This window comes from Microbacterium sp. NPDC078428, from assembly GCF_044542535.1.
In the GTDB taxonomy this organism is placed as follows: domain Bacteria; phylum Actinomycetota; class Actinomycetes; order Actinomycetales; family Microbacteriaceae; genus Microbacterium; species Microbacterium limosum.
On sequence record NZ_JBITUP010000002.1, the window covers coordinates 43,771 to 69,048 of the forward strand.

Below are 25,278 nucleotides of genomic sequence, written 5' to 3' on the forward strand. Positions count from 1 at the left end.
CCCCTCCGGTTTCGTGTGTGCGGTGCTCAGCCCTTGTAGCGCGGGAAGGCGCGGCGACCGGCGAACTCCGCCGCCTCGCCCAGCTCCTCCTCGATGCGCAGAAGCTGATTGTATTTCGCGACGCGCTCGCTGCGTGCGGGCGCGCCGGTCTTGATCTGACCCGCGTTGGTCGCCACGGCGAGGTCGGCGATCGTGGTGTCCTCGGTCTCGCCGGAGCGGTGCGACAGCATCGAGCGGTAGCCGTTCTGCGTGGCGAGGGCGATCGCGTCGAGCGTCTCGGAGAGCGTGCCGATCTGGTTGACCTTGACCAGCAGGGCGTTCGCGACACCGAGGTCGAGGCCGCGCTGCAGACGATCGGGGTTGGTGACGAACAGGTCGTCGCCGACCAGCTGCACCTTCGAGCCGATCGCGTCGGTGAGCGATTTCCACGCGTCCCAGTCGTCTTCGGCGAGCGCATCCTCGATCGTGACGATCGGGTAGTTCGCGACGAGGTCGGCGAAGTAGTCCGTGAGCTGGTCGGCCGACCATGCCTTGCCCTCGACGGTGTACACGCCGGCCGAGAAGAACTCGGTCGCCGCGACGTCGAGCCCGACCGCGATGTCCTGGCCGGGGGTGAAGCCCGCCTTCTCGATCGCCTTCATGAGGAAGTCCAGGCCCTCGCGGTTGCTCGGCAGGTCGGGGGCGAAGCCGCCCTCGTCGCCGAGGCCGGTGGAGAATCCCGCGGCCTTCAGCTCGCCCTTGAGCACGTGGTACACCTCGGTGCCCCAGCGCAGCGACTCCGCGTACGTGTCGGCGCCGATCGGCGCGAGGAAGTACTCCTGGAAGTCGATGCCGTTGTCGGCATGCTCGCCGCCGTTGATGACGTTGAACAGCGGGACGGGCAGCAGATGGGCGTTCGGGCCGCCGAGGTAGCGGAACAGGGGCAGGTCGGCCGAGTCGGCGGCGGCCTTGGCCACGGCCAGGCTCACGCCGAGGATGGCGTTCGCGCCGGCGCGCTGCTTGTTCTCCGTGCCGTCGGTGGCGATGAGGATCTCGTCGATGACGCGCTGCTCGCTGGCGTCGATGCCCTCGATCGCGGGGCCGAGCTCGTCGATGACGGCCGCGACGGCCTTCTGCACGCCCTTGCCGCCGTAGCGCTTCTTGTCGCCGTCGCGCAGCTCGTACGCCTCGAACGCGCCGGTCGATGCGCCCGAGGGGACGGCGGCGCGCTGGACGATGCCGTCGTCGAGGAGCACCTCCACTTCCACCGTCGGGTTTCCGCGCGAGTCGAGAATCTCGCGAGCGCCTACTGCCTCGATGAGTGCCACGTTGGTTGCTCCTTGGTCGTGGACTGAAGGTGGATGGGAGCGTCGTCGATCCGCGGGCCAGTCTAGCGAGCGCGGATGCCGCGGCCACAGGCCCCGGGCGGCGCGTCAGCCCAGCGGCTTGAGCTCGAGCGTCTCTCGCGTGGTCGCGGTCGAGACCGTCGCGAACGACGCGTATCCGTCGGCGGCCGCGCGCTCCAGGAGCGCCCGCAGGTTCTTCGTCCGCTGCTCGAGTCGCACCCTGGCCCCCTCGGCCACGAGAGCGGCCTTGAGGCCGAGCAGCTGCGGAAGCGGCACGTCGCGGTCGTGGACGAGCACGACGGCGGGCACCGCGGCATCCTCCCCCGCCTCGACGAGGTCGACGATGCGCTCGAAGCCGATCGAGAACCCGACGGCGGGGACGTCGGTGCCGAGGAACCGCCCGATCATGCCGTCGTACCGGCCGCCGCCGCCGAGCGAATAGGCGACGGAGGGGTGCGCCAGCTCGAAGATGGTGCCGGTGTAGTAGCCCATCCCGCGCACGAGGAACGGGTCGAAGACGAGCGGCACGGCGCCCTCGTCGCCGTGCGAGCGCGCCTCGGCGACGGCGATGCCGAGCGCCACGAGGTGCGCGACCACGTCGTCCGCAATCCCCTCGGGCAGCTCCCGCCGGATGTGCTCCTCTCCGAAGGGACCCGCCGCGGCGCGGGGACGGTGCAGGAACGCCGCGAACGCGTCGACGGCCGACGCGCTCACACCGCGCTCGCGCAGCTCCGCCGCGACGCCCTCGGGCCCCACCTTGTCGAGCTTGTCGATCGTGATCAGCACGCCGGGACGCTCCTCGGGCGTGAACCCGAAGGCGCCGAGCAGGGCATCCAGTGCGCGCCGGTCGTTGATGCGCACCGTGGCGCCCTCGAGCCCCAGGGCCGCGAGCGTGTCGAGCGTCGCCGCGATCAGCTCCGCCTCCGCGCGCGCCGAGGCATCCCCGATGATGTCGATGTCGCACTGCACGAACTGGCGGTAGCGACCCTTCTGAGGCCGCTCGGCGCGCCACACCGGAGCGATCTGGATCGCGCGGAACACGCCGGGCAGCTCGCCGCGGTGACTCGCATAGAAGCGCGCGAGGGGCACCGTGAGGTCGTAGCGCAGGCCGAGATCGGCGAGCGCCGCGGGGTCCTCGGCGGCGGCGCGGATGCCGTCGGCGTCGAGCCCGCGGCGCAGCACGCTGAACGAGAGCTTCTCGTTGTCGCCGCCGATGCCCGCGTGCAGCCGGTCGTAGTCCTCGACCACGGGCGTCTCGATCTCGTCGAACCCGTGGGCGCGGTAGCGGTCGCGGATGATCGCGAGGACGCGCTCGCGGCGGGCCTTGTCGGCGGGGAGGAAGTCGCGCATGCCGCGCGGCGGATTCACGGGGGGCACTCCCCCATCCTCCCATCCGCGGCGGGCGACGCCCGCGTCAGTCGGACTCGACCTCGCGGACCTCGTCCGCGAGGGAGCGCAGCCGCGAGCGCAGGGCCCCCTCCGCATCCCAGCCCTGCCGACGTGCCGCCGCGACGAGGGCCAGCAGCGCCTCGCCGAGCTCGGCCTCGGTGGCCGGGGCATCCGCCGCGGGGTCGACCCGCACCCCGACGCCCTCGGCCTTGCCGAGGACCTTCTGGGCGAGCGCCAGGGCGGGCATGCCGGGGGCGACGCCCTCGAGCACGCTGCGACGGTCGCGCTTCTCCGCCGCCTTCGCGGCGTTCCACAGCTCGATCACCTGCTCGGGCGTGTCGGCGCGGGCGTCGGCGAAGACGTGCGGATGCCGGCGCACCATCTTGCGCGTCAGCCCGTCGGCGACGTCGGCGATGTCGAACGGATCTCCGGCATCGCGGGACGCGATCTCGGCGTGGAACAGCACCTGCCAGAGCACGTCGCCGAGCTCCTCGCGCAGCTCGGACCGCGTACCCCGCTCGACGGCGTCGATCAGCTCGGCGCTCTCCTCGACGAGATAGGGGACGAGGTCCTCATGCGTGATGCGCTGCGACCACACGCAGTCCTCGCGCACGCGGCGCATCGCCTCGGCCGCCTCGGCGAGGGCACGCGCGCGGCGCGCGGCCGCGGCATCCCCCGCCCCTTGCGTGCTCATGCGAGCTGGCCCCGGTCGGGCGAGGACGGCGAGGGCACCTCGACCTCGTCGGCGTCGATGTCGCGGACGCGCCGGAAGTGCCGCGCGCGCATCGACACGAGCACCGCGGCGATGACCAGCGAGATCACCGAACCGGCGAGCACGCCGAGCGTCGCCTGATCGCGGATCTCGGGAAGGTCGGAGAAGGCGAGCTCGGACAGCAGCAGCGAAACGGTGAACCCGATGCCGCCGAGCGCGCCGGCGGCGAGCAGGTCGGCGAACGAGAGGTGCGGAGCGCGACCCCGGGCGCCGATGCGCAGGGAGATCCACCCGAAGAGGGAGATGCCGATGATCTTGCCGACCGGGAGGGCGACCAGGACGCCCCAGAACGCGGGCGACAGCTCGGTGGGCGAGACCGCTGGGATGACGACGAGCGCCGCCGAGAACGCGAACAGGGGCAGGACGAGTCCGTTGACCCACGGCTCCAGCGCGTGGCGCACCTGAAGGGCGGGTCGCTGGTACATCGCCAGGCCCAGCGCCACGCCCGCGATCGTGGCGTGGACGCCCGAGAGGTAGGTGAGCGCCCAGGCGATGACCGCGAGCGCGACGAGCAGGACGCCGACCCCCGCCTTCGCGCGCGAGTCGAGGAACCGGCTGAGGACTCCGAACGCGATGACGGCGAGCGCCGCGAGAGCCAGGAGCCCGATGTTGACGTCGGTCGTGAACAGGACCGCGATGAAGATGATGCCGACGATGTCGTCGAGGATCGCGAGGGCGAGGAGGAAGATGCGGATGCCGGAGGGCAGCCCCTTGCCGAAGACCGCCAGCACGCCGAGGGCGAAGGCGATGTCGGTCGCCGTGGGGATGGGCCACCCGCCCGCGGCGGGGCTGCCCGCGGCGAACACGAGGAAGACGGCGATCGGCACGATGACGCCGCCCGCGGCGGCGATGGCCGGCTGCAGGGCCTTGCGGGCGGAGTTCAGTTCGCCGTTGGTCAGTTCGAACTGCAGCTCGACCGCCACGACGAAGAAGAAGATCGCGAGGAGCCCGTCCTTGATCCAGTGCTCGATGCTCAGTTCGAAGACGCCGGGAATGCCGAGGTAGACGTGCATGAAGTCATCCAGGGCGGGACCCGCCGCCGTATTGGCGATGATGAGGGCGGCCGCGGCGGCGACGAGGAGGATGATCGCCGGGAAGCGGGCGGAGCGAAGCAGGGACACACGTGTCCTTTCGGTCGGGGGTCACGGGTCATCGTGACGGTCGGGGGCGCAGATGGCGCGCACGACGCACCACCGCCGACCAGACTTCCCGGCACTCCTTCACCCAGTCTATCGGTGCCGTGTCCGAGCACCGCGGGTTCCGCTGAGAGGCGCTGCGCGGCGCGCTGCGCGGGGACCGGAGTGGCTCGCGAAGCGGCGCGCTGCGCGGGGACCGGAGTGGCTCGCGAAGCGGCGCGCTGGGTGACGCCGTGGGTGACGGAGCGAGACACGGCGCCCGCTACCGTTGGAGGTATGTCTTCACCCACCACCGAGGCGATCGATCTCGTCGGCCGGTTCGATGCCGGCCAGGAGCTGCCCGAGCAGATGCGGGCCGACGTCCGCCTGCTCGGCTCCCTCCTGGGGCAGGTGCTGCGCGAGAGCGGCAGCGCCGGCCTCTACGAGGACGTCGAGCGCCTGCGCACCGCCACGATCCAGGCCTACACCGACCCCTCGCCGGAGGCCTTCGAGCGGGCCGCGGCGATCGTGGAGGAGTTCTCGATCGAGCGCGCCGACGAGGTCGCCCGTGCCTTCACGTGCTACTTCCACCTCGTCAACCTCGCCGAGGAGCACCAGCGCGTGCGCGTGCTGCGCGAGCGCGACGGACGCCCCGAGAAGGACGCCGCGACGGACTCGGTCGCGGCGGCCTTCGTGCGCCTGGCCGAGGAGGTGGGCGATGAGACCGCGCTCGCGCGGCTGAAGGCGCTGCGCTTCCACCCCGTCTTCACGGCGCACCCCACCGAGGCGCGACGGCGGGCGATCTCGACGAGCGTGCGCCGCATCGCGGGCCTCCTCGGCGAGCTCGACGCGTCGCTTCGCGGCGGCGCCGACGAGCGGCGCGCGCGCCGACGCATCCTCGAGGAGATCGACACGCTCTGGCGCACGGCGCCGCTGCGCGCCGAGAAGCCCTCCCCGACCGACGAGGTGCGCGCCGTCATGGCCGTCTTCGACGACACCCTCTACACCGCCGTGCCGCACGTCTACCGCCGCGTGGATGACGCACTGCAGGGGGTGGCCGCCGGGCGACGCGCTCCGATCGTCACCCCGTTCGTCCGGATCGGATCGTGGGTGGGCGGCGACCGGGACGGCAATCCCTTCGTCACGGCCAAGGTGACCCGCAAGGCGGCGGCGATCGCCTCGGAGCACGTGCTCCGGGGGCTCGAGCGCACGACCGAGCGGGTGGGGCGCGGCCTCACCCTCGACGCCGAGACGACGCCCCCGAGCGACGCGCTCGTCGCACTGTGGCACCGGCTGCGCGCCGCCGACGAGGACGCGGCCGCCGACATCGCCAAGCGCTCCCCCGGCGAGCCGCACCGCCGCATCCTGCTCCTCATCGCCCGCCGCATCGCGGCGACCCGCACGCGCAACGCCGACCTCGCGTATCGCACCCCCGACGAGCTGCTCGCCGACCTTCGCACGGTGCAGGACTCCCTCGCCGCGGCGGGGGCCGGTCGTCACGCGTTCGGCGGCCTGCAGCACCTCATCTGGCAGGTCGAGACGTACGGGTTCCACCTCACCGAGCTCGAGGTCAGGCAGCACTCCCAGGTGCACCGCACCGTCCTCGCCGAACTCGACGAGCTCGACGAGCTCGACGGAGGCGGAGGCGGAGGCGGCCAGCGCAGCGAGCTCGCCGAGGAGGTGCTCGACGTCTTCCGCTCGATCGCCTTCGTCCAGGAGCGGTTCGGACCGCGCGCCGCCGGGCGCTACATCGTCTCGTTCACGCAGTCGGCCGAGGACCTCGCCAACGTGCACCGCCTCGCCCGGTACGCCGTGGGCCCGGACGCCCAACCCCCTGTGCTCGATGTGATCCCGCTGTTCGAGACGTTCGCCGACCTGCGGGCAGCCCCCGGCATCCTCGCCGAGATCGCCCGGCACCCCGAGTTCGCGGCCCGCCTGGAGGAGACCGGACGCCGCCTCGAGGTCATGCTCGGGTACTCCGACTCCTCGAAGGACGTCGGCCCCGTGGCGGCGAACCTGGCGCTCTACGAGGCGCAGGCCGAGATCTCGGCGTGGGCGCGCGAGAACGGCATCGAGCTGACCCTCTTCCACGGACGCGGAGGAGCCCTCGGGCGCGGCGGCGGTCCCGCCAACAGCGCGATCCTCGCCCAGCCGCCCCACTCCGTGGACGGACGCTTCAAGCTCACCGAGCAGGGCGAGGTCATCTTCGCCCGCTACGGCGACCCCGCCATCGCGATGCGCCACATCGACCAGGTCGCCGCCGCCACGCTGCTGGCCTCGGCACCGTCGGTCGAGCGCCGCAACGAGGACGCCGCCTCCCGCTACGCCGACGTCGCGCGGACGATGGATGCGGCATCCCGCGATCGCTTCTTCGCGCTGGTCAAGGCCGAGGGGTTCGCCCCCTGGTTCGCGACGGTGACGCCGATGGAGGAGATCGGCCTGCTCGCCCTCGGGTCGCGCCCGGCACGGCGCGGGCTCTCGGTCGAGTCCCTCGAGGATCTGCGGGCGATCCCGTGGGTGTTCGCGTGGACCCAGGCGCGCATCAACCTCGCGGGCTGGTTCGGCCTGGGCACGGCGCTCGAGGCCGTCGGTGACGAGGACCTGCTGCGGGAGGCCTACGAGCAGTGGCCGCTGCTGCGCACGATGGTCGACAACGTCGCGATGAGCCTCGCGAAGGCCGACGACCGCATCGCGTCGCGCTACCTCGCCCTCGGCGACCGCGACGACCTCGCGCGACTGGTGCGGGAGGAGATGGCGCTCACCCGCGGCTGGGTCATCAGGCTCACCGGCTCGGGAGAGCTGCTGGCGAACCGCCCCGTGCTCGGCCGCGCCGTCAAGATGCGCAGCCCCTACGTCGACGCGCTCTCCCTGCTGCAGCTGCGCGCGCTGCGCGCCCTCCGGGCGACGCCCGAGGGCGAGAAGCCGGCGCCCGAGCAGCAGCGCCTTCTCCTGCTCTCGGTCAGCGGCGTCGCCGCAGGCCTGCAGAACACCGGCTGATCCACGGCATCCGGGCCGCCCCGCCTCACGCGACGGGGCGGCCCGGATGCGGTGCGGTTCAGGCGGATGCCGCGGGCGCGGGCGCGACCTCATCGGGCTCGGGGAACAGCGCCGTCAGCAACTGGGCGACCCATTCCAGGAGCGCTTCGTCGCCGACGGGGTCGCCGCCGTCGCGGGGAAGCGGCACGACGAGCGCATCGCCGCCCTGCAGCAGCTTCGCGGCGGGGTACAGCCGCTGCAGGCGCACGCGCATCGAATCCGGCAGGCGCGCCGGCGCGATTCGCAGATTGGGTCCCATCGCCACGACGTCGGTGAGTCCCGCGCGACCCGCGCGACGACGCAGACGGGCGACCGCGACGAGGCCCTCGACCTCGGCGGGGGGCTCCCCGTAGCGGTCGCGCAGCTCGTCGATGACGAGATCGATCGCGTCCGGAGCCGCGTTCGCGGCGGCCGCCGCCGAGAGCTTCTGGTACGCCTCGAGGCGCAGCCGCTCGCTGTCGATGTACGACTCGGGGATGCGCGCCTGCACGGGCAGCTCGAGGCGCAGCTCGGCAGGTCCCTCGGCCTCTTCGCCGCGGAAGGTCGCGACGGCCTCCCCGATCATCCGCAGATACAGGTCGAACCCGACCCCCGCGATGTGGCCGGCCTGCTCGGCGCCGAGCATGTTGCCCGCGCCGCGCAGCTCGAGGTCCTTGAGCGCGACCTGCATGCCCGAGCCGAGGTCGTTGTTGACCGAGATCGTCTCGAGCCGGTCGGCCGCCGTCTCCGACAGAGGCTTGTTCTCGTCGTAGAGGAAGTAGGCGTATGCCCGCTCCCGCGCGCGACCCACGCGTCCCCGCAGCTGGTGCAGCTGCGAGAGTCCGTACTTGTCGGCGCGATCGATGATGATCGTGTTCGCGTTCGCGATGTCGAGCCCCGTCTCGATGATCGTCGTCGAGACGAGCACGTCGAACTTGCGCTCCCAGAAGTCGTCGACGACCTGCTCGAGCGCGTGCTCGCCCATCTGCCCGTGCGCGACCGCGATGCGCGCCTCCGGCACGAGCTCGGCGAGTTGCGCCGCGACCCGCTGGATCGACTTCACCCGGTTGTGGACGTAGAAGACCTGCCCCTCGCGCAGGAGCTCGCGGCGGATGGCCGCGGCGACCTGCTTGTCGTTGCGGGGCCCGACGTAGGACAGGATCGGATGCCGGTCCTCCGGCGGCGTCGCGAGCGTAGACATCTCGCGGATCCCCGTGACGGCCATCTCGAGCGTGCGCGGAATGGGGGTCGCGCTCATCGCGAGGATGTCCACGTTGGTCTTGAGCTTCTTCAGCGCGTCCTTGTGCTCGACGCCGAAGCGCTGCTCCTCGTCGATGATCATGAGGCCCAGATCCTTGAAGACCACCTGCTCGGTGAGGATGCGGTGGGTGCCGATGACCATGTCGATCGTGCCGTCGGCGAGCCCCTTCACGATCTCGCGCGTCTCCTTGTCGGTCTGGAACCGCGAGAGGGCCCGCACCTTCACAGGGAAGCCCGCGAAGCGCTCGGTGAAGGTCTCGGAGTGCTGCTTGACCAGGAGGGTCGTCGGCACGAGCATCGCGACCTGCTTGCCGTCCTGGATCGCCTTGAAGGCCGCCCGCACGGCGACCTCGGTCTTGCCGAAGCCGACGTCGCCCGACAGCAGCCGGTCCATCGGGATCGGGCGCTCCATGTCGGCCTTGATCTCATCGATCGTCTGCAGCTGGTCCGGGGTCTCGGCGAACGGGAACGCCTCCTCCAGCTCCCGCTGCCACGGCGTGTCGGGCCCGAACGCGTAGCCCTTGGCCGACATCCGCGCCGAGTAGAGCTTCACGAGCTCCACGGCGATGTCGCGGACGGCCTTGCGCGCCTTGCCCTTGGCCTGCGCCCAGTCGCTTCCGCCCATCTTCGACAGCGCCGGGGCCTCCCCCCCGACGTATCGGGAGAGCTGGTCGAGCTGATCGGTGGGTACGAACAGCTTGTCTCCCGGGTAGCCGCGCTTGGTGGGGGCGTACTCCACCACGAGGTACTCGCGCATGCTCTTGACGGGGTTGCGGCCGCCCGAAGACACCTCCCGCTGCACGAGCTCGACGAAGCGGCCGATGCCGTGGGTGGTATGCACGACGAAGTCGCCCGCCTTCAGCTGCAGCGGGTCGACGACGTTCTTGCGACGAGACGCGAGCTTCTTCACGACGCGGCTGTCGCCGCCGATCGTGCGGCCGTAGAAATCGGCTTCGGTCAGCAGTGCGATGCGCGCATCGGACGCCTCGAAGCCCGCCTCGACGCTCGCCTGCGTCAACAGCGCCACACCTGCTTCGGGGATCTCGTCGATCGTCTCGGCGACGCGCGCCGCCAGGCCCCGCTCGGAGAGCACATCGCGCGCCCGCTCGACCAGGCCGTGGCCGCTCGCCGCGACGACGACGCTCCAGCCGTCACGGAGGAGTTCGCCGACGTGCTCGGTCGCCCCCTCGACGTTGCCGTGGAAGGACGGCACCGGTGCGGCGGGGATGCGCGTGGCGACGCCGCCCTCGGCATCCAGCACTCCCTCGGCGGCCGCATCGGCGGCTCCGGAGTCGAACGCGCTGAAGCTCCACCACACGCCGCCGCGCTCGCGGGCCGACTCCCGCAGGCTCGCCAGCGGGAGGAAGTCGCCCGACCCGAGGTCGACCGGCACGGCGGCTCCCGCGACGGCGGCGCTCCACGCGGCCTCGAGGAACTCGCGGTTGGTCTCCTGCAGGGTGAGGGCGCGGGTGACGGCCCTCTCCGGGTCGACGAGTGCGACGGCCGCCCCGGCGGGCAGGTAGTCGATGAGGGGCACCAGCCGGTCCACGAGCGCCGGCAGCAGGGACTCCATGCCGTCGGCGGGGATGCCCTCGGACATCTTCTCCAGCATTCCCGCCAGGCCCGGCAGCCCGTCCCGGAGAGCGCCCGCCCGTTCGCGGATGTCGGGGGTCAGCAGCAGCTCGCGGCTCGGGCCGAGGCGCACGGCGTCGACCTCGCCGGGAAGCGAGCGCTGATCCGCGACCGAGAACGCGCGCACCTCCTCGACCTCGTCGCCGAAGAACTCGATGCGGTACGGGTGGTCGGCCACGGGAGGGAAGACGTCGAGGATGCCGCCGCGGACGGCGAACTCGCCGCGCCGGGAGACCATGTCGACCCGCGCGTACGCGAGCTCGACGAGGCGCTCGGCGATGCGCGGCAGATCGTAGCCCCGGCCGCCGCGGCGCAGGTCGACCGGTTCCACGGCGTCGAGGCCGGGCGCGAGCGGCTGGATCGCGGCGCGGACCGAGGCGGTGACCACGAGCGGCGTCGATCCGTCCCATGCCCCGATCTCGCGCAGGGCCTCGAGCCGCGCACCGATCGTCTCGGCGCTGGGGCTGAGCCGCTCGTGCGGCAGCGTCTCCCAGGCGGGGAAGGAGAGCACCCGCGCCTCGGGAAGGTAGGCCGACAGCGCGGGCCCCACCTGCTCGGCGCGGCGCCCGGTGGGAGTGACGACCAGCACCGCCGGCGGCTCCCCCGCGGCAGCCCGCCGCTCCAGCAGCGCCGCGATCGAGGGGGCGACGAGCCCCTCGACGAGCGAGAAGTCGGTGTCGACGGATGCGGCCGAGAGCCCCTCACGGAACGCCTCCGACCGCGCGAGGGCACGCGTGATCCCGTGAATTGTCACCCGACCAGTCTAGGAGCGGGCGCCGACACCGGAGGCGCCGGGGCGCGTCCTCGCCCGGGGTGGACCGCCGCCTAGGATGTGGGCATGAGCGAGAAGACGCCGCCCCCCACCGAGCCCTCGCCCGGCGGACTCCCCGCCCGCGACGGGTCGGCAGGGGGCGCTGCGCCCGCCTCTCCCCCGCCACCGGCGCCGTCCGTTCCGCCGCTTCCCCCGCTGCCGCCGCTACCCGCGGCTCCCGTGAGCACCCCTCCCGCCGGCACCCACGGGTTCCCGGGCGCGCCGCCGGCCCTCCCCGGCCACGTCCCGGCCGCACCGTATCGGCATCCGGTGAGCCCCGCCTACGGCGCCGCCGTGACCGAGCGCCCCGCGACGGCATCCGGCGCCCTGGGTGTGGTCGCGCTCGTGCTCGCGATCGTCGCGTTCCTCATTCCGGCGCTCGTCGCGGGCATCGCGGGATACCCGATCGGGGCGGGCGTGGGCGAGCAGCTGAATGTGGCGAGCGCCGAGGGCTGGGACGATCTTTCGGTGCTCAGCCCGGTTCGCGGGTGGATCCTCGCAGCGGAGATCGCCTTCTGGGCGGGCACCGTCCTCGGCATCTGGGCCATCGCTCAGGGGATCGTCGCGATCGTGCGTGGGCGCGGCCGGGGGCAGGGCATCGCCGCCCTCGTCGTCGCCGTCGTCGCGCCCATGGTGTTCGGCGTCGTGCTCTACGCGGCTGCGCTCGCCGGCGTCGCCGCGGGTGCCGCAGGCTTCTGACCCGCCGCGGCCGATCAGCTCGCGGGCGGCGCGTGGAAGCGCTGCTGCGCCGCCACCAGGCCGTGCTCGATCAGCGTCTCCACCGCGTCGGCGGCGTCGGAGAGGTGCGCGGCGAGCGTCGCGCGCTCGGCCGAGCCGAACGGGTCGAGCACCCAGTCGGCCGGATCCTGCCGGCCCGGGGGCCGACCGATGCCCACCCTGACGCGCGGGAAGTCCGCCGTGCCGAGGGCCTTGGCCACGTCGCGCACGCCGTTGTGGCCGCCGTGCCCGCCGCCGGATTTGAGCTTGATGGTGTCGAACGGGATGTCGAGCTCGTCATGGACGACGACGACGCGCCCGGGGTCGACGCCGAAGAAGCGCGCGAGCCCGGCGGCGGGGCCACCCGAGACGTTCATGAAGGAGTTCGGCTTGGCCAGCACGAGCTTGTCCGCACCGGGGCGCAACCACGTCTCGGCCGCCCGCGCGTTGGCCTTGTGCACGCGGAACACCGCACCGCGTCGCGCCGCGAGCTCGTCGAGCACCATCTGGCCGACGTTGTGGCGCGTCTTCTCGTATCGCGGTCCGGGGTTGCCCAGACCCACCACGAGCCAGGTATGCGGCATCCGGCTCTCCCTCCCTGCGGCGGATCGGTGACGTGAGACGACGAAGGGGCACGCCGTGGCGCTCCGTGACGGAGCCGGCGTGCCCCCTCGTGCGAGCGGGCGTCGGATTACTCCGCGTCGGCCTCTTCGGACTGCTCGGCGGCGACCTCGGCATCGGCCGCGGCGATCTCGTCCTCGGCGGCCAGCGTCGCGGCGGGCACGGTGACGGCGACGATGAGGGTCTCGGGGTCGGAGAGCAGGCTCGCGCCGCGGGGCAGCGTCAGCTCGCCCGCCGTGATGTGCGTGCCGTCTTCGAGGCCCTCGACATCCACCTCGATGTGCTCGGGGATGTGGGTGGCCTCGACCTCGAGCGAGATGCTCGAGGCGTCGAGGGTGGCGATGGTGCCCGGGAAGGACTCACCGGTCGTGTACAGCGGCACGTCGACCGTGACCTTCTCGCCCTTGTTCACCACGAGCAGGTCGATGTGCTCGATGATCTGGTGGACCGGGTCGCGCTGGACGTCCTTGACGAGGGCGAGCTGCGACGTGCCCTCGATGTCGAGCTCGATGACCGCGTTCGCGCGGCGCACGAGCAGCATCATCTGGTGGCCGGGCAGGGCCACGTGCACGGGGTCGGTGCCGTGGCCGTAGATGACGGCGGGGATCTTGCCGGCGGCGCGCAGGCGGCGGGCGAAGCCCTTGCCGAAGCTGGAACGCAGCTCGGCGGGAACGGTGGTGTCTTCCGACATGATTCTCCTCGGGGTGCGCGGCGACGGGCCGCCGCGGTGGTCTGGTTGTCCGCTCGGACGCCGACGTGCGAGGAGGGCCCGCGAGGAGCTCACATCACCGCGTCGATCACGGATGCCGGTGCACGCGCCGTGCGGCGCGCAGAAGCATCCCTCGCCGAGGGTCACCGGCAATGCTACCCGACGAAGCCTGTAGCCTGAGTACACGAAGCCGGCGCCGTGCGCCGGGCCCCCCGCATCCGAGCCCCGGAGGACCCATGATCGACGGCGCACTCGTCTCCCATTACCTCGCCTGGTTCATCGCGGCTCTCAGCACGGTCGGCGGAGTGCTCGTCGTCGGCGCATTCTTCGCGATGGGCCGGGCCGGCTACCGCAAGGACTGAGCGCCCCTCGCGAGCCGTAGGAGCGCCGAGCCGTGCCTACGCGCTCTCGTGTGGCCACACCGCCACGACGACCTTGCCGGAGGCTTGCGAGTCCTTCGCGACCGCGAACGCGCTCCCCGCATCGTCGGCATCGACCACGTGGGTGATGACGCCCTCGATCGCGGGCTCGCGCGAGAGCAGGTCCAGCGCCGCGTCGATCTCGTCGTTGAAGCGGAACGTGCCGACGTAGGTCACCTCTTTCGAGATGAACGGAGCGATGTTGAGCGGACGCGCCTCGTTCGGCACCATCCCCACCTGCACCACCGTTCCGGCGGGACGCACGGCGGCGAGCGCCGACGAGATGGACGGCGCGACTCCCGAGCATTCGAGCACGACGTCGTAGGCCGATGCGGGCAGCTCCTCCGCGGTCACTTCGATCGTTCGCGTCGCGCCCAGCTCCCGCGCCCGCTCGAGGGGCCCGGGCAGCACGTCGGTCGCGGTGATCTCGGCGGCCCCGGCATCCTTCACCGCCGCGATCGCGAGCAGGCCGATCGGGCCCGCGCCCGTCACGAGCACGCGCTTACCGGCGACGTCGCCCGCCTTGGAGAGCCCGTGCAGGGCCACCGCGAGGGGCTCGGCGAGCACGGCGCGGCGTACGGACAGCCCGGCGGGCAGAGGGCGCACCATGTCGCGATCCACGAGCAGGTACTCCGCCAGCCCGCCCTGCGTGTGCGGCCAGGTCGACGCGCTGCCGAGGTAGGAGCCGTTCGGCCACAGGTGCGGAGCGTGCTCGAGCCCTTCCACCGGCGTGCCGAACGTCGCCGGGTGCACCGTGACGGGCGTGCCCGCGGGCCAGTCGCCGCTCGGGTCGAGGTCGACCCGCCCCGACACCTCGTGACCGGGCGTGAGGGGCTCCCGCACGACGAAGGCCCCGTTGGCGCCCTCGAAGTAGTAGTGCAGATCCGAGCCGCAGATGCCGACGTAGTCGATGCGCACGCGCACCTGCCCGCGGGCCGGTGCGGGCGTGTCGACCTCCCTCACGGCGAGGGTCTGCTTGGCGTCGATGAATACGGCACGCATGGGGGGCCTTTCGGGGAGGAGAGCGCTCAGACGACGGCCGTCATGCCGCCGTCGACGAAGATGTTCTGCCCCGAGACGAAGCTCGAGGCGTCCGAGGAGAGGAAGAGCAGGGCGCCGTCGAGCTCGGCGAAGTCGCCCCAGCGCTGCGCGGGCGTGCGCTGCGTGAGCCACGCCGTGAAGTCGGGGTCATCGACCAGCGCCCGGTTCATCTCCGTCGCGAAGTAGCCCGGGGAGAGGGCGTTGACCTGGATGCCGTGGCGCGCCAGATCGGCCGCCATGCCCTTCGTGAGCTGGGCGACGCCGCCCTTGGAGGCGGAGTAGGGCGCGATCGTCTGACGCGCCAGGTGTGACTGCACGGACGCGACGTTGACGATCTTGCCGGAGCCTCGCGCGATCATCGCGGGCGCGACGAAGCGCGAGACGTAGAAGACGCCGGAGAGGTTCGCGGCGATGATGTCGTCCCAGTCCGAGACGGCGAAGTCCTGGATGGGCGCGCGGCGCTGGACGCCGGCGTTGTTGACAAGGATGTCGGGGGTCCCGACCCGCGCGAGCAGGTCGGCGACGCCCGCCTCGACCTCCGCCGCATCGGTCACGTCGAAGGTGACCGATGCGGCGGCGCGTCCGGAGAGGCGCTCGGCCTCGGCCCTCGTGTCCTCGACCGCCGCGGCATCCCGTCCGTGGACGATCAGCCGGGCCCCGGCACGGGCGAGGCCCAGGGCGAGGGAGCGGCCGAGTCCCCGGGAGGACCCGGTGACGAGGGCGAGGCGGTCGGAGACGTCGAAGTGCGAGGTCATGAGTCTTCTCCTGATCGTGGCGGGGGTGCCGGGTCAGAGCATCGAGCCGATGCCGTAGACGACGAGCACGAGGGCGAAGGCCAGCACCGACTCGATCGTCTGCTGCACGGTCCACGTCTTCAGCGTGGTCTTGACGTCCATGCCCATGAGCCGACCGACGAGCCAGAAGCCCGAGTCGTTCACGTGGCCGGCGAAGACCGATCCGGCGGCCGTCGCAAGGGTGATCGCGGCGATCTGCAGGGGGTTGAAGTCGCCCGCGATGACCGCGGGGGCGGCAAGGCCCGCCGCCGTGACGAGCGCGACGGTCGCGGAGCCCTGTGCGAGGCGGATGACGACGGCGATGATGTATGCGGCGAAGATGATCGGCAGGCCGAGCGCGCTGAGCGAGTCGGCGAGCGCATCGCCGATGCCCGAGGCGCGCAGCACGGCGCCGAACATGCCGCCGGCACCGGTGATGAGGATGACGGACGCGACGGGCCCGAGGGCGGAGTCGACGATCTTCTCGAGAGCCGAGCCGTTCTCGCCGCGGCGACGACCCAGCACGATCATCGCGACGATGACGGTGATCAGCAGCGCGACGGCGGAGTTGCCGAGGAGGATGAGCGTCTGCGCCCAGAGGTCCTCGACCGGGACGATCCCGGCGGCGCCGAGGGTCGTGAGTCCCGTGTTGAGGAAGATCAGCAGCATCGGCAGGAGCAGCAGCAGGATGATCGTGCGCGGCTTGGGCGGGTTGACCGGCTGGTCCTCGTCGATGCCTCCGAAGAGGTTCGGGACGGGCAGCGGGATGCGCGCGGCGACGAACTTGCCCCACAGGTAACCGGAGACGTACCAGACCGGGAAGGCGATCACGAGCCCGACGACCAGGACGATGCCGAGGTTCGCGCCGTACAGCTCACTGGCGGTCACGGGACCCGGGTGCGGGGGCAGGAAGACGTGCATGACCGAGAAGGCGGCGGCCGCCGGGATGCCGAACAGCAGGACGTTGTTGGTCGAGACACGGCGCGCGATCGCGAAGATGATCGGCAGCATCATGACCAGGCCCGCGTCGAAGAACATCGGGAAGCCCAGGATGAGCGACGCGATGCCCAGCGCGAACGGCGCGCGCTTCTCGCCGAAGACCTCGACGAACTTGTCGGCCAGCGCCTTCGCGCCGCCCGAGTGCTCGATGAGGCGACCGAGCATCGCGCCGAGCGCGACGAGCAGGGCGACCGTTCCGAGCGTGCCGCCGAAGCCTCCCGTCAGCGTCGCGGCGATGGCCGACACGGGCACGCCCGCCACGAAGGCGGTGAGCAGTGAAACGACGATCAGCGTCAGGAAGGCGTGCACCTTGAAGACGATGATCATGACGAGGATGAGCGCGATCGCGCCGGCCGCAATGCCGAGAAGCGGCAGGGTACCCAGCGTTTGGGTCCAATCTTCCATCGGGATCTCCGTTGATGTGAGGAATGGGGAGCCGCCCCGATGGGCCGGTGCTCCCGCGTTAGGATTTCGAGCGGCCCGTCGGAGCGGGGATGCCTCGCCGCGAGCCGTGAGAATCCTCACACAAAGATCGTATTTTTGGCAACATGTCGTCATACTTTTGATCGGAGCATTGTGGCCCAGGCCTCGCACGGACCCGTTCTCGACGCCCTGGGCACGCGCATCGCGGCGGGCGAGCTCCCCCCGGGGTCCGTCCTCACGCTCGCGGGGCTCGAGTCCGAGTACGGTGTGTCCCGCACCGTCATCCGCGAGGCGGTCCGCGTCCTCGAGGCCATGGGCATGCTCGCGTCCCGACGCCGGGTCGGCGTCACGGTGCGCCCGGTCGCCGAGTGGAGCGCGCTCGACACGCGCCTCATCGACTGGCAGCTGCGCGGGCCGCGACGGGACCAGCAGCTGATCGTCGTCACCGAGCTCCGTGCCGCGATCGAGCCGATTGCGGCACGACTCAGCGCCGTGCGCGCCTCCGACGTCCAGCGGGCGGAGATCCTGCGACTCGCCGCCCGTCTCGAGGAGCTCGGGCACGCGGGCCGGGGCGACTCGGAGGAGTACCTGATCGCCGACATCGCCTTCCACGACCTCATCCTCGACGCGAGCGGCAACCTCATGCTCGCCGCGACGAAGGCGCCCATCGCCGCCGTGATCGCGGGGCGCTCGCACCTGGGTCTCACGCCCGGCACTCCCTACGACGAGGCCCTGCACAACCACATCGAGACCGCCGCCGCGATCGCCCGCGGCGACGCCGACGCGGCCGAGGTCCACACCCGCAGGTACGTCGAAGCCGTGCTCAGCGAGGTGCGCGGGAGCAACTAGGGCCCGGCGCGCGGGTCCCCTGCCCGGGAGAGTGCCGCGCCCCCTCTGCCCGGGAGAGGCGTCTACGCCCCCATCCCCTCTGCCCGGGAGAGGCGTCTACGCCCCCATCCCCTCTGCCCGGGAGAGGGCGATTGCCGAGCAGAGGCGAAAAGTCGGCGCATCCCTCCTCTCCTCGGCAATCCCCCTCTGCTGGGCAGCGCGCCGTCGGGAGGGCCCTGCCGCGGGTGCGAGCGTGAGGGGATGCGCGGGCCCTCGAGGGCCGCGCGGGGCGACGCGGGTTAGGGGGTCACCGCGTTCGGCGACCGCTCGCCCCGCAGCACCGTGAGCACGTCGGCCACGGCGCCCTGCGCCATCCGCGCGATCGCCTCGCGGGTGTGCCCCGCGCTGTGGGGCGTCGACACGACGCGCGGATGACCGACGAGCACGGATGCCGTCGGCGGCTCGGTGTCGTAGACGTCGATCGCGACGGCGTGCAGCCGGCCCGCCTCCAGCGCCGACAGCGCGGCGGCCTCGTCGAGCAGCCCGCCGCGGGCGGTGTTGATGACGATCGCCCCCGCGCGCAGGAGGGCCAGGCGCCGGGCGTCGAGGAGATGGTGGGTCTCGGCCAGCAGCGGCACGTGGACGCTCACGACGTCGCTCATCGAGAGCAGGTCGTCGAGATCGGCGCGGTCGACCCCCGCAGCCTCGAACACCGCGTCGGGCAACAGCGGGTCGTACGCCGCGACGCGCATGCCCAGTCCGCGGGCGCGGTCGGCGACGAGCCTGCCGATCGCTCCGAATCCGACGACGCCGTACGACCGCCCCCTCAGCTCGATCCCCTCCCCGCGCGGCCACTGCCCCGCCCTCACCCCGGCATCCAGTCGCGGGATGCCGCGCGCGGCGGCGAAGGCCAGGCCGATCGTCATCTCCGCGACCGCCACGGCGTTGGCGCCCGGCGTGCGCGTGACCACGACGCCGGCGGCGGCCGCGGCATCCCGGTCGACGTTGTCGACGCCGACCCCGTAGCGAGCGATGACCTTCAGCTCGGACGCGTGGTCGAACACCGCTGCGCTGTACTCGTCGAGACCCGCGATGACGCCGTCGACGCCCGGCAGCGCGCCGACGAGCTCGGCGGCCGTCAGCGGCCTGCCGGTCTCGGCGAACCGCAGCTCGTGGCCGGCCGCGCGCAGCGGCTCGAGCGCCGGATTGTCACGGTCGCGGCAGAGCGACGTGGGAGTGATCAGGATCTTCATACCGTGTTCCTCTCGGTGCCGGGCAGGCTCCGGCCGTACTGCTCCAGATAGCGTGCGAAGCCCGCGTCGTACTGCGCACGACGCTCGGTGCGGGGATGCACGATGCGCGGCTCCTCGCCGTCGAGGGAGGGGTGCGTCTCGGGAAGCCCCGACGCGCGCAGGCCCATCCGCACGGCCCCCGTGATCGAGCTGTGCTGACGGGGGGAGACCTCCATGTCGGCGCCGAACACGTCGGCGGTCAGCTGCGTCCAGAACGGGGAGGAGAGGACCCCGCCCGAGAGCACGATGCGTCGTGGGGCGCCGTTGAGGGCGGTCAGTTCCTTGAAGCAGTGGTAGAGGGAATAGACGATCCCCTCCAGCACCCCCTGATACATGTCCGCGCGGGAATGCTGCGGGCGCAGCTCGACGAGCCCGCCGCGGCGCTGGTCCTGCCAGCCCGGGCTGCGCTCGCCGAAGAGGAAGGGCAGGAAGACCGGCAGGTCCTGCTTGTCGGCCGAGAGGAGCGGCTCGATCTCGGCGTAGTCCACGGAGGCGCCGAAGAGGCGCTCGCGCGCCCAGTCGACGCAGTTGCCGCATCCCGACGTCGCGGCACCGCTGAGCGCACCGAGGGGCGAGCGGTAGGACCACGTGCTGAGCGTCGGCGAGAACGAGGGGTGGCGGGTGGAGAAGCGCAGGGCGCCGCTCGTGCCCATCGAGAACGTCATGTCGCCCGGGTTGGTGGCGAGGTCCCCCACCTGGCTGAGGCCGCCGTCGGGACCGGGGGTGAGGACGGGGATGCCGGGGCGCAGGCCCAGCAGCACGGCCGCCTCCGCGGTCAGCCCCGCCGTGGCCGTCGCGTCCTTCAGCTCGGGCAGCACGACGCCGCGAAGGCCGAGGCGAGCGATGACCTCGTCGTCCCACTGCGCCGTGTGCGCGTTGAGCAGGCCGGTGCCCGAGGCCAGCGCGGGGTTGGTCCACACCTCCCCCGTCAGCCGCGCGAACGTGAGGCTCGGCTGATCGAGCGCGACGAGGCCGTCGAGGCTCTGCCCCTGCTCCGCGAGGTGCAGCAGCTTGAAGACCGGGTAGACGGCGTTGACCATGCACCCGGTGCGCTCGTAGAACCACCAGGTGAACTCCTGGTCGGCGCGCAGCCTCGCGCAGAGGTCCTGGGCGCCCGTGTACGGCCACTCCATGACGGGGGTGACGGGGGTGAGGTCGCGGGTCCGCAGCGTCAGGCCGTGCCAGGTGCCGCTCAGCACGATCAGATCGACGGGCCGACCGCGCGCGCTCTCGCGCCCGAGCGCCATCAGCTGCGTGTAGACGTCGTCGCCGTCGCGCACCGCGGCATCCGGCCCGTCCACCTCGAATCGGCGGCTGCGGACCGAGATCTCTCCACTGTCGGTATCGAAGAGCATCGTCTTCGCCGAGGTCGTGCTGGCTTCGAGCGCGAGAATGATCATGGTGTCCTGGTCCGTCGTTGGGAGGGCGCGGTGCGGCACATCGTCGTCACCCGGCCAATGATATGATCATATTGACCGCCGCGCGACGTCCGCGCCTTCGGGAAGTAGATGATGATGTCCCCTCTCCTAGACCGCCTCGCCGCCCACAGGATCGTCCCCGTCGTGACCGCGACCACCGCCGACGAGGGGGCGCGCATCTCCGCCGCGCTCGCCGAGGGGGGCCTGCCCGTCGCGGAGATCACCTTCCGCACCGCCGCCGCCGCCGCCGCGATCGAGGCCGCCTCCGCGCGCGGCGACGTGCTGATCGGCGCCGGCACCGTCATCCGCCCCGATCAGGTGGATGCCGCGGTCTCCGCCGGTGCGCGCTTCATCGTCTCCCCCGGCACGTCCCGCGCCGTCATGGAGCGCTGCCGCGAGCACGGAGTGCCGATCGTGCCGGGAGCGGTCACCGCCACGGAGATCCAGGCCGCCCTCGAGCACGGCGCACCCGCGGTGAAGTTCTTCCCCGCCGAGTCCTCCGGCGGGGCGGCCAGCCTGCGCGCCCTCTCGGCGCCGTTCGCCGACGTGCGATTCCTGCCCACGGGCGGCATCTCGCCGAAGAACATGCACGACTACCTCGCGATCCCCTCCGTCCTCGCCGTCGGCGGATCGTGGATGCTGCCGCCCGACGCCGTGCGGGCGGGCGACTGGGACCGGATCGTGCGCCTCACACGCGAGGCCGTCGCCATCGCCGAATCGGAGCACACGACCGCACTACGCTAGGGAACGGTCCCGGGTGCATCCTGTCGCGGAGCACTGCTGGTCGGCACGCACGAGGAGAGGTATGAACAGCACCAACACGTCCACCGATCGAGACGACGACCCGGGTTCGGCCGAGGTCCACGAGGGCGCGCCCTCGCCCGAGGACGTCCCCCGCGACGCCCCCGCCCCCACGGGTCCCGACAGCGGCACGGCCCCCACGGCCAATATCGGCGTCGTCGGCCTCGCGGTGATGGGCTCCAACCTGGCGCGCAACCTCGCCTCCCGCGACGGCAACACCGTCGCCATCTACAACCGCAGCCACGAGAAGACCGAGCAGCTCGTCGCCGCGCACCCGGAGGCCGAGTTCGTCCCGGCCTCCTCCTACGAGGAGTTCGCCTCGTCGCTGACGACCCCCCGCACCGCGATCATCATGGTCAAGGCCGGACGGGCGACGGATGCCGTCATCGACGCGCTGATCGAGGTCTTCGAACCCGGCGACATCATCGTCGACGGCGGCAACGCCCTCTTCACCGACACGATCCGCCGTGAGAAGGCCGTCCGCGAGACGGGCATCAACTTCGTCGGCGCCGGCATCTCCGGCGGCGAGGAGGGAGCCCTGAACGGCCCCTCGATCATGCCCGGCGGCTCCGACGAGTCGTGGGTGACGCTCGGCCCGATCCTCCGCTCCATCGCGGCCGTCGCCGAGGGCGAGCCCTGCGTGACGCACGTCGGGCACGACGGGGCCGGTCACTTCGTGAAGATGGTGCACAACGGCATCGAGTACGCCGACATGCAGCTCATCGCCGAGGCCTACGACCTCATCCGGCGCGGAACCGGCAAGACCCCCGCCGAGATCGCCGACGTCTTCGCCGAGTGGAACCGCGGCGAGCTCGAGAGCTACCTCATCGAGATCACCGCCGAGGTGCTGCGCCAGGTGGATGCCGCGACCGGCAGGCCGCTCGTCGACGTCATCCTCGACCAGGCCGGCGCCAAGGGCACGGGCGCGTGGACGGTGCAGACGGCCCTGTCCCTCGGCGTCCCCGTCTCGGGTATCGCCGAGGCGACGTTCGCCCGCTCGCTGTCCTCGCACCCCGAGCAGCGCGCCGTGTCGGGCGACCTGCCCGGTCCCGCCGAGGGCCTGTCGGTCGACGACGTCGACGCGTTCATCGAGGACGTCCGCCTCGCGCTCTACGCGTCGAAGATCGTGGCGTACTCGCAGGGCTTCGACGAGATCCGTGCCGGCGCGGCCGAGTACGACTGGTCGATCGACCTGGGGGCGATCGCGAAGATCTGGCGCGGCGGCTGCATCATCCGCGCCCAGTTCCTCAACCGCATCGCCGAGGCGTACGACGTCGAGCCGGGCCTTCCCGTGCTGCTGACGGCCCCGTACTTCGTCGAGGCGCTGGGCCGTGCGCAGGCCGCATGGCGTCGCGTCGTCGCCGAGGCCGCCGCCGCCGGCATCCCCGCTCCGGCGTTCTCGTCGTCGCTGTCGTACTACGACGGACTGCGCGCCGAGCGCCTTCCCGCATCGCTGATCCAGGGACAGCGCGACTTCTTCGGTGCGCACACCTACAAGCGCATCGACAAGGAGGGCACCTTCCACACGCTGTGGTCGGGAGACCGCACCGAGATCGAGGCCGAAGACACCCACTGACGCCACGATCGCGTCCGCGAGGCGCCGGTGCACATCCGCTGCACCGGCGCCTCCGTCGTATCGTCCTGGCCCCAGCGGGTCAGCGCGTGATGTCGCGCACGCTCCCCCGCTCGAGGCGCAGCCGGCGCGTCGCCCGCCTCGCCACGGCGGAGTCGTGCGTGACGACGATGAGGGTCAGCCCCTGCCCGTTCAGGCCCTCCAGCAGTGCGAGGATCTCGTCTCGCATCGACTCGTCGAGGTTTCCGGTGGGCTCGTCCGCCAGCAGGACCCGCGGGCGCTTGACGATGGCGCGCGCGATCGCGACGCGCTGCTGCTGACCGCCCGAGAGCTCGCCCGGGCGATGATCCGCCCGCTCGGCGAGCCCCACATGGGTCAACGCCTCCGCGACCCGCGCCCTGCGCTCGGCGGGCGCGACCCGGAGCGGCTCGAGCGCCATGTCGACGTTCTCGTGCGCGGTGAGCGTGGGGATCAGGTTGAATCCCTGGAAGACGAAACCGATCTCGTGCGCCCGCAGGCGTCCGAGCGCGGTCGCGGAAGCCCGGGCGATGTCGGTGCCGCCGAGCATCACGGTGCCGGAAGTGGGCCGGTCCAGCGCTCCCAGCAGCTGGAGGAACGTCGACTTGCCGCCCCCGGTGGGCCCCTGGATCGTGACGAACTCGCCCGCCGCGATCTCGATGTCGACGCCCGTGAGCGCCGTCACCCGGCGACCCTTCTGCGCGTAGGTCTTCACGACCCGCGAGAGGCGGTACAGCGTGGATGCCGCGGCATCCGCCGTGCCCGTGCTCTCAGTGGTGATGAGTATCATGTCCGTATCTCCTTCGTGTGTGTGCATCAGCCGACCGAACGCAGCGCTTCGGCGGGACTCAGACGGGCCGCGCGCCATCCGCCGAACGCACCGGCGACGAGGCCGCCCGCGACGGCGAGGCCGACGGCCGCGGCGATGATCCCGGCCGTCACGGGCGCCTGCAGCACGATGTCCGTCGTGGTCTGCGTCGCCGCGGCGGCGCCGAAGCCTCCCGGGCCGCCCATGCCGCCCGGTCCCGTCTCGGCGGCCGGAGCGGACGAGATCGTCGGGGCTGCCATATTGATGGCGAGGACGCCGGCGAGCCCCACCACGACGCCCACGGCGCCGCCGACGAGCCCCTGCACGAGCGATTCCCCCGCCACCTGCCCGACGACCCGACGGTTCGACCAGCCGATCGCCTTCAGCGTTCCGAACTCCCGCGTGCGCCGAGACACCCCCGAGATCGTGAAGAGCACCGCGAGCAGCACGGCGACGGTCAGGACGACGACGGAGAGCCAGGTGCCGAGGCTCGTGATGAGTGACGTGGCGCTCGAGAGCGATCCGGAGACGTCCGAGGCGAGGTCCGACTGGGAGCTGACCGTGGCATCCGGCAGCTCCTCGCCGATCGCGGCCTGTACGGCGGCGATGGCGTCGGAGGACTCCGCCTGGACGTAGACGGTGGAGACGACGTCCTCGACTCCGGCGAGCTCCTGAGCGACGCCCAACGGCAGATACACGTTCGCGGCGGTGTCCGCATCGCTCGAGGTCGATGCGACGACGCCGACGACCTCCACGTCGGCACCGGCGACGTCGATCGTGTCGCCGACGGCGATCTCCGCCGTCGCGGCGTAGGTCGCATCGACGACGGCGACGTACGCCTCCGCGTCATCCGCCGCCAGGCCGCGTCCGCCGGTCAGCTCGACGGCGGACAGCGGCCCCACCGACGCGGCGGCGGGATCGACGCCGAGCACCGTGAAGGAGTCGAGGTCGAAGGCGCTTCCCCCGGCGCCGTCCGCGCCGCCCTCGGGGGGCGCAGCGCCCTCTCCCGGGGCGGTCGTCTGCGAGCGGTCGGGCATCTCGCCGGAGAAGGTCGTGTTGGTCAGGCTCAGCGCCCCGGATGCCGCGGCGACCCCGTCGATCGCGAGGATGTCATCCAGCGTCGACGAGTCCAGAGTGCCGCGCATGCGGTCCGTCATCAGCCGAGACTGACTGAGCGTCGTCGTCCCGTCCGCACTCTCTCCCGCGCCGTCCTCGAACTCGAACTGAGGTCCCCCGCCCGATCCGGGTTCCGCCTGGGCGCCCGTGACGGTCAGGTCGGTTCCGACGCCGTAGACCGATTCGAGCGCCTGCGCCTGCGCCTCGCGGACTCCCGCCGACAGCGCGTTCACGATGATCACGAGCGCGATCGCCAGGCCCAGCCCCGCCGCGACGATGATCGTCTGTTTCTTGCGGCCCGCCAGTTCGCGCCGCAGATAGATGCCGTACATCTCTCTCCCTCTCGTCGGCCACTCGGCCCACCGGAAGCGACGTTAGGGAGCCATCTCATGGAGACCCTCAG

The 25,278-nt window shown here is 72.0% G+C and carries 20 protein-coding genes; 6 read left to right on the top strand and 14 right to left on the bottom strand.

Going from position 1 to position 25,278, the window contains the following annotated elements; all coding sequences use genetic code 11:
• Positions 1-26: 26 nt before the first annotated feature.
• The 4 genes from eno to nhaA all read right to left on the bottom strand — a co-directional run bounded on the left by eno (position 27) and on the right by nhaA (position 4,607).
• Positions 27-1,307, bottom strand: a complete 1,281-nt coding sequence (gene eno / locus ACIGCK_RS04330) for a phosphopyruvate hydratase (protein WP_396664093.1) — start codon at positions 1,305-1,307, stop codon at positions 27-29.
• A 105-nt stretch (positions 1,308-1,412) separates the two neighbouring features.
• Complete coding sequence (gene hisS / locus ACIGCK_RS04335) at positions 1,413-2,675, bottom strand: histidine--tRNA ligase (protein ID WP_396664707.1); 1,263 nt, start codon at positions 2,673-2,675, stop codon at positions 1,413-1,415.
• Between the two features lie 64 nt (positions 2,676-2,739).
• Positions 2,740-3,408, bottom strand: coding sequence for a MazG family protein (locus tag ACIGCK_RS04340; RefSeq protein WP_396664095.1), 669 nt, complete (start codon positions 3,406-3,408; stop codon positions 2,740-2,742).
• Entirely contained in the window at positions 3,405-4,607 is a 1,203-nt protein-coding gene (gene nhaA / locus ACIGCK_RS04345; RefSeq protein ID WP_396664097.1) for a Na+/H+ antiporter NhaA, read from the bottom strand. Before nhaA ends, ACIGCK_RS04340 begins: the two co-directional genes overlap by 4 nt.
• A gap of 291 nt (positions 4,608-4,898) precedes the next feature.
• Here nhaA and ACIGCK_RS04350 point away from each other — a divergent pair, with 291 nt between their 5' ends.
• On the top strand, positions 4,899-7,598 hold the full coding sequence (locus tag ACIGCK_RS04350) for a phosphoenolpyruvate carboxylase (RefSeq protein WP_396664099.1): 2,700 nt from the start codon (positions 4,899-4,901) through the stop codon (positions 7,596-7,598).
• Between the two features lie 58 nt (positions 7,599-7,656).
• Here the strand turns inward: ACIGCK_RS04350 and mfd are convergent, their stop codons facing one another.
• Positions 7,657-11,262 carry a transcription-repair coupling factor gene (gene mfd / locus ACIGCK_RS04355; RefSeq protein WP_396664101.1) on the bottom strand — a complete coding sequence of 1,202 codons (3,606 nt, stop codon included), beginning with the start codon at positions 11,260-11,262 and terminating at the stop codon, positions 7,657-7,659.
• Between the two features lie 84 nt (positions 11,263-11,346).
• On the opposite strand from mfd, the gene ACIGCK_RS04360 reads away from it, so the two are divergent.
• The gene (locus tag ACIGCK_RS04360) at positions 11,347-12,018 is read left to right on the top strand and encodes a hypothetical protein (protein ID WP_396664102.1); all 672 of its coding nucleotides are present in this window, start codon (positions 11,347-11,349) and stop codon (positions 12,016-12,018) included.
• A gap of 14 nt (positions 12,019-12,032) precedes the next feature.
• Here ACIGCK_RS04360 and pth read toward each other — a convergent pair whose 3' ends face one another.
• A complete protein-coding gene (pth, locus tag ACIGCK_RS04365) occupies positions 12,033-12,620 on the bottom strand; it encodes an aminoacyl-tRNA hydrolase (protein ID WP_396664104.1) in 588 nt (195 codons plus the stop codon).
• 107 nt (positions 12,621-12,727) lie between these two features.
• Positions 12,728-13,348, bottom strand: a complete 621-nt coding sequence (locus ACIGCK_RS04370) for a 50S ribosomal protein L25/general stress protein Ctc (RefSeq protein WP_396664106.1) — start codon at positions 13,346-13,348, stop codon at positions 12,728-12,730.
• A gap of 254 nt (positions 13,349-13,602) precedes the next feature.
• On the opposite strand from ACIGCK_RS04370, the gene ACIGCK_RS04375 reads away from it, so the two are divergent.
• Positions 13,603-13,728: a hypothetical protein gene (locus ACIGCK_RS04375; protein ID WP_330170090.1), complete on the top strand. Its 126-nt coding sequence runs from the start codon at positions 13,603-13,605 to the stop codon at positions 13,726-13,728.
• A gap of 36 nt (positions 13,729-13,764) precedes the next feature.
• Here ACIGCK_RS04375 and ACIGCK_RS04380 read toward each other — a convergent pair whose 3' ends face one another.
• Genes ACIGCK_RS04380 through ACIGCK_RS04390 form a run of 3 tightly spaced genes read right to left on the bottom strand, consistent with a single transcriptional unit; the run spans position 13,765 to position 17,003 of the window.
• Complete coding sequence (locus tag ACIGCK_RS04380; protein ID WP_396664109.1) at positions 13,765-14,787, bottom strand: L-idonate 5-dehydrogenase; 1,023 nt, start codon at positions 14,785-14,787, stop codon at positions 13,765-13,767.
• A 26-nt stretch (positions 14,788-14,813) separates the two neighbouring features.
• Complete coding sequence (locus ACIGCK_RS04385; RefSeq protein WP_396664110.1) at positions 14,814-15,581, bottom strand: SDR family oxidoreductase; 768 nt, start codon at positions 15,579-15,581, stop codon at positions 14,814-14,816.
• Between the two features lie 33 nt (positions 15,582-15,614).
• Positions 15,615-17,003, bottom strand: coding sequence for a GntP family permease (locus ACIGCK_RS04390; protein WP_396664112.1), 1,389 nt, complete (start codon positions 17,001-17,003; stop codon positions 15,615-15,617).
• 171 nt (positions 17,004-17,174) lie between these two features.
• On the opposite strand from ACIGCK_RS04390, the gene ACIGCK_RS04395 reads away from it, so the two are divergent.
• Positions 17,175-17,870, top strand: coding sequence for an FCD domain-containing protein (locus ACIGCK_RS04395; protein ID WP_330170094.1), 696 nt, complete (start codon positions 17,175-17,177; stop codon positions 17,868-17,870).
• A 278-nt stretch (positions 17,871-18,148) separates the two neighbouring features.
• Here ACIGCK_RS04395 and ACIGCK_RS04400 read toward each other — a convergent pair whose 3' ends face one another.
• A complete protein-coding gene (locus ACIGCK_RS04400; protein ID WP_396664114.1) occupies positions 18,149-19,102 on the bottom strand; it encodes a phosphoglycerate dehydrogenase in 954 nt (317 codons plus the stop codon).
• Complete coding sequence (locus ACIGCK_RS04405; protein ID WP_396664116.1) at positions 19,099-20,541, bottom strand: gluconokinase; 1,443 nt, start codon at positions 20,539-20,541, stop codon at positions 19,099-19,101. Before ACIGCK_RS04405 ends, ACIGCK_RS04400 begins: the two co-directional genes overlap by 4 nt.
• Before the next feature lie 114 nt (positions 20,542-20,655).
• Here ACIGCK_RS04405 and eda point away from each other — a divergent pair, with 114 nt between their 5' ends.
• The gene (eda, locus tag ACIGCK_RS04410; RefSeq protein ID WP_396664118.1) at positions 20,656-21,303 is read left to right on the top strand and encodes a bifunctional 4-hydroxy-2-oxoglutarate aldolase/2-dehydro-3-deoxy-phosphogluconate aldolase; all 648 of its coding nucleotides are present in this window, start codon (positions 20,656-20,658) and stop codon (positions 21,301-21,303) included.
• 61 nt (positions 21,304-21,364) lie between these two features.
• Positions 21,365-22,936, top strand: coding sequence for an NADP-dependent phosphogluconate dehydrogenase (gene gndA / locus ACIGCK_RS04415; RefSeq protein ID WP_396664120.1), 1,572 nt, complete (start codon positions 21,365-21,367; stop codon positions 22,934-22,936).
• A gap of 79 nt (positions 22,937-23,015) precedes the next feature.
• Here the strand turns inward: gndA and ACIGCK_RS04420 are convergent, their stop codons facing one another.
• The gene (locus tag ACIGCK_RS04420; protein WP_396664122.1) at positions 23,016-23,741 is read right to left on the bottom strand and encodes an ABC transporter ATP-binding protein; all 726 of its coding nucleotides are present in this window, start codon (positions 23,739-23,741) and stop codon (positions 23,016-23,018) included.
• Positions 23,742-23,767: 26 nt separating this feature from the next.
• On the bottom strand, positions 23,768-25,207 hold the full coding sequence (locus tag ACIGCK_RS04425) for an ABC transporter permease (RefSeq protein WP_396664124.1): 1,440 nt from the start codon (positions 25,205-25,207) through the stop codon (positions 23,768-23,770).
• Between the last annotated feature and the right edge of the window lie 71 nt (positions 25,208-25,278).

Bases quoted from the DNA above. Each gene is read 5' to 3' on its own strand.
- gndA (WP_396664120.1), top strand. From the start codon at position 21,365: ATGAACAGCACCAACACGTCCACCGATCGAGACGACGACCCGGGTTCG.
- ACIGCK_RS04340 (WP_396664095.1), bottom strand. From the start codon at position 3,408: ATGAGCACGCAAGGGGCGGGGGATGCCGCGGCCGCGCGCCGCGCGCGT.
- ACIGCK_RS04375 (WP_330170090.1), top strand. From the start codon at position 13,603: ATGATCGACGGCGCACTCGTCTCCCATTACCTCGCCTGGTTCATCGCG.
- ACIGCK_RS04400 (WP_396664114.1), bottom strand. From the start codon at position 19,102: ATGAAGATCCTGATCACTCCCACGTCGCTCTGCCGCGACCGTGACAAT.
- ACIGCK_RS04380 (WP_396664109.1), bottom strand. From the start codon at position 14,787: ATGCGTGCCGTATTCATCGACGCCAAGCAGACCCTCGCCGTGAGGGAG.
- ACIGCK_RS04390 (WP_396664112.1), bottom strand. From the start codon at position 17,003: ATGGAAGATTGGACCCAAACGCTGGGTACCCTGCCGCTTCTCGGCATT.
- pth (WP_396664104.1), bottom strand. From the start codon at position 12,620: ATGCCGCATACCTGGCTCGTGGTGGGTCTGGGCAACCCCGGACCGCGA.
- ACIGCK_RS04385 (WP_396664110.1), bottom strand. From the start codon at position 15,581: ATGACCTCGCACTTCGACGTCTCCGACCGCCTCGCCCTCGTCACCGGG.
- eda (WP_396664118.1), top strand. From the start codon at position 20,656: ATGTCCCCTCTCCTAGACCGCCTCGCCGCCCACAGGATCGTCCCCGTC.
- ACIGCK_RS04370 (WP_396664106.1), bottom strand. From the start codon at position 13,348: ATGTCGGAAGACACCACCGTTCCCGCCGAGCTGCGTTCCAGCTTCGGC.
- hisS (WP_396664707.1), bottom strand. From the start codon at position 2,675: ATGCGCGACTTCCTCCCCGCCGACAAGGCCCGCCGCGAGCGCGTCCTC.
- ACIGCK_RS04350 (WP_396664099.1), top strand. From the start codon at position 4,899: ATGTCTTCACCCACCACCGAGGCGATCGATCTCGTCGGCCGGTTCGAT.
- ACIGCK_RS04420 (WP_396664122.1), bottom strand. From the start codon at position 23,741: ATGATACTCATCACCACTGAGAGCACGGGCACGGCGGATGCCGCGGCA.
- ACIGCK_RS04425 (WP_396664124.1), bottom strand. From the start codon at position 25,207: ATGTACGGCATCTATCTGCGGCGCGAACTGGCGGGCCGCAAGAAACAG.
- ACIGCK_RS04360 (WP_396664102.1), top strand. From the start codon at position 11,347: ATGAGCGAGAAGACGCCGCCCCCCACCGAGCCCTCGCCCGGCGGACTC.
- ACIGCK_RS04405 (WP_396664116.1), bottom strand. From the start codon at position 20,541: ATGATCATTCTCGCGCTCGAAGCCAGCACGACCTCGGCGAAGACGATG.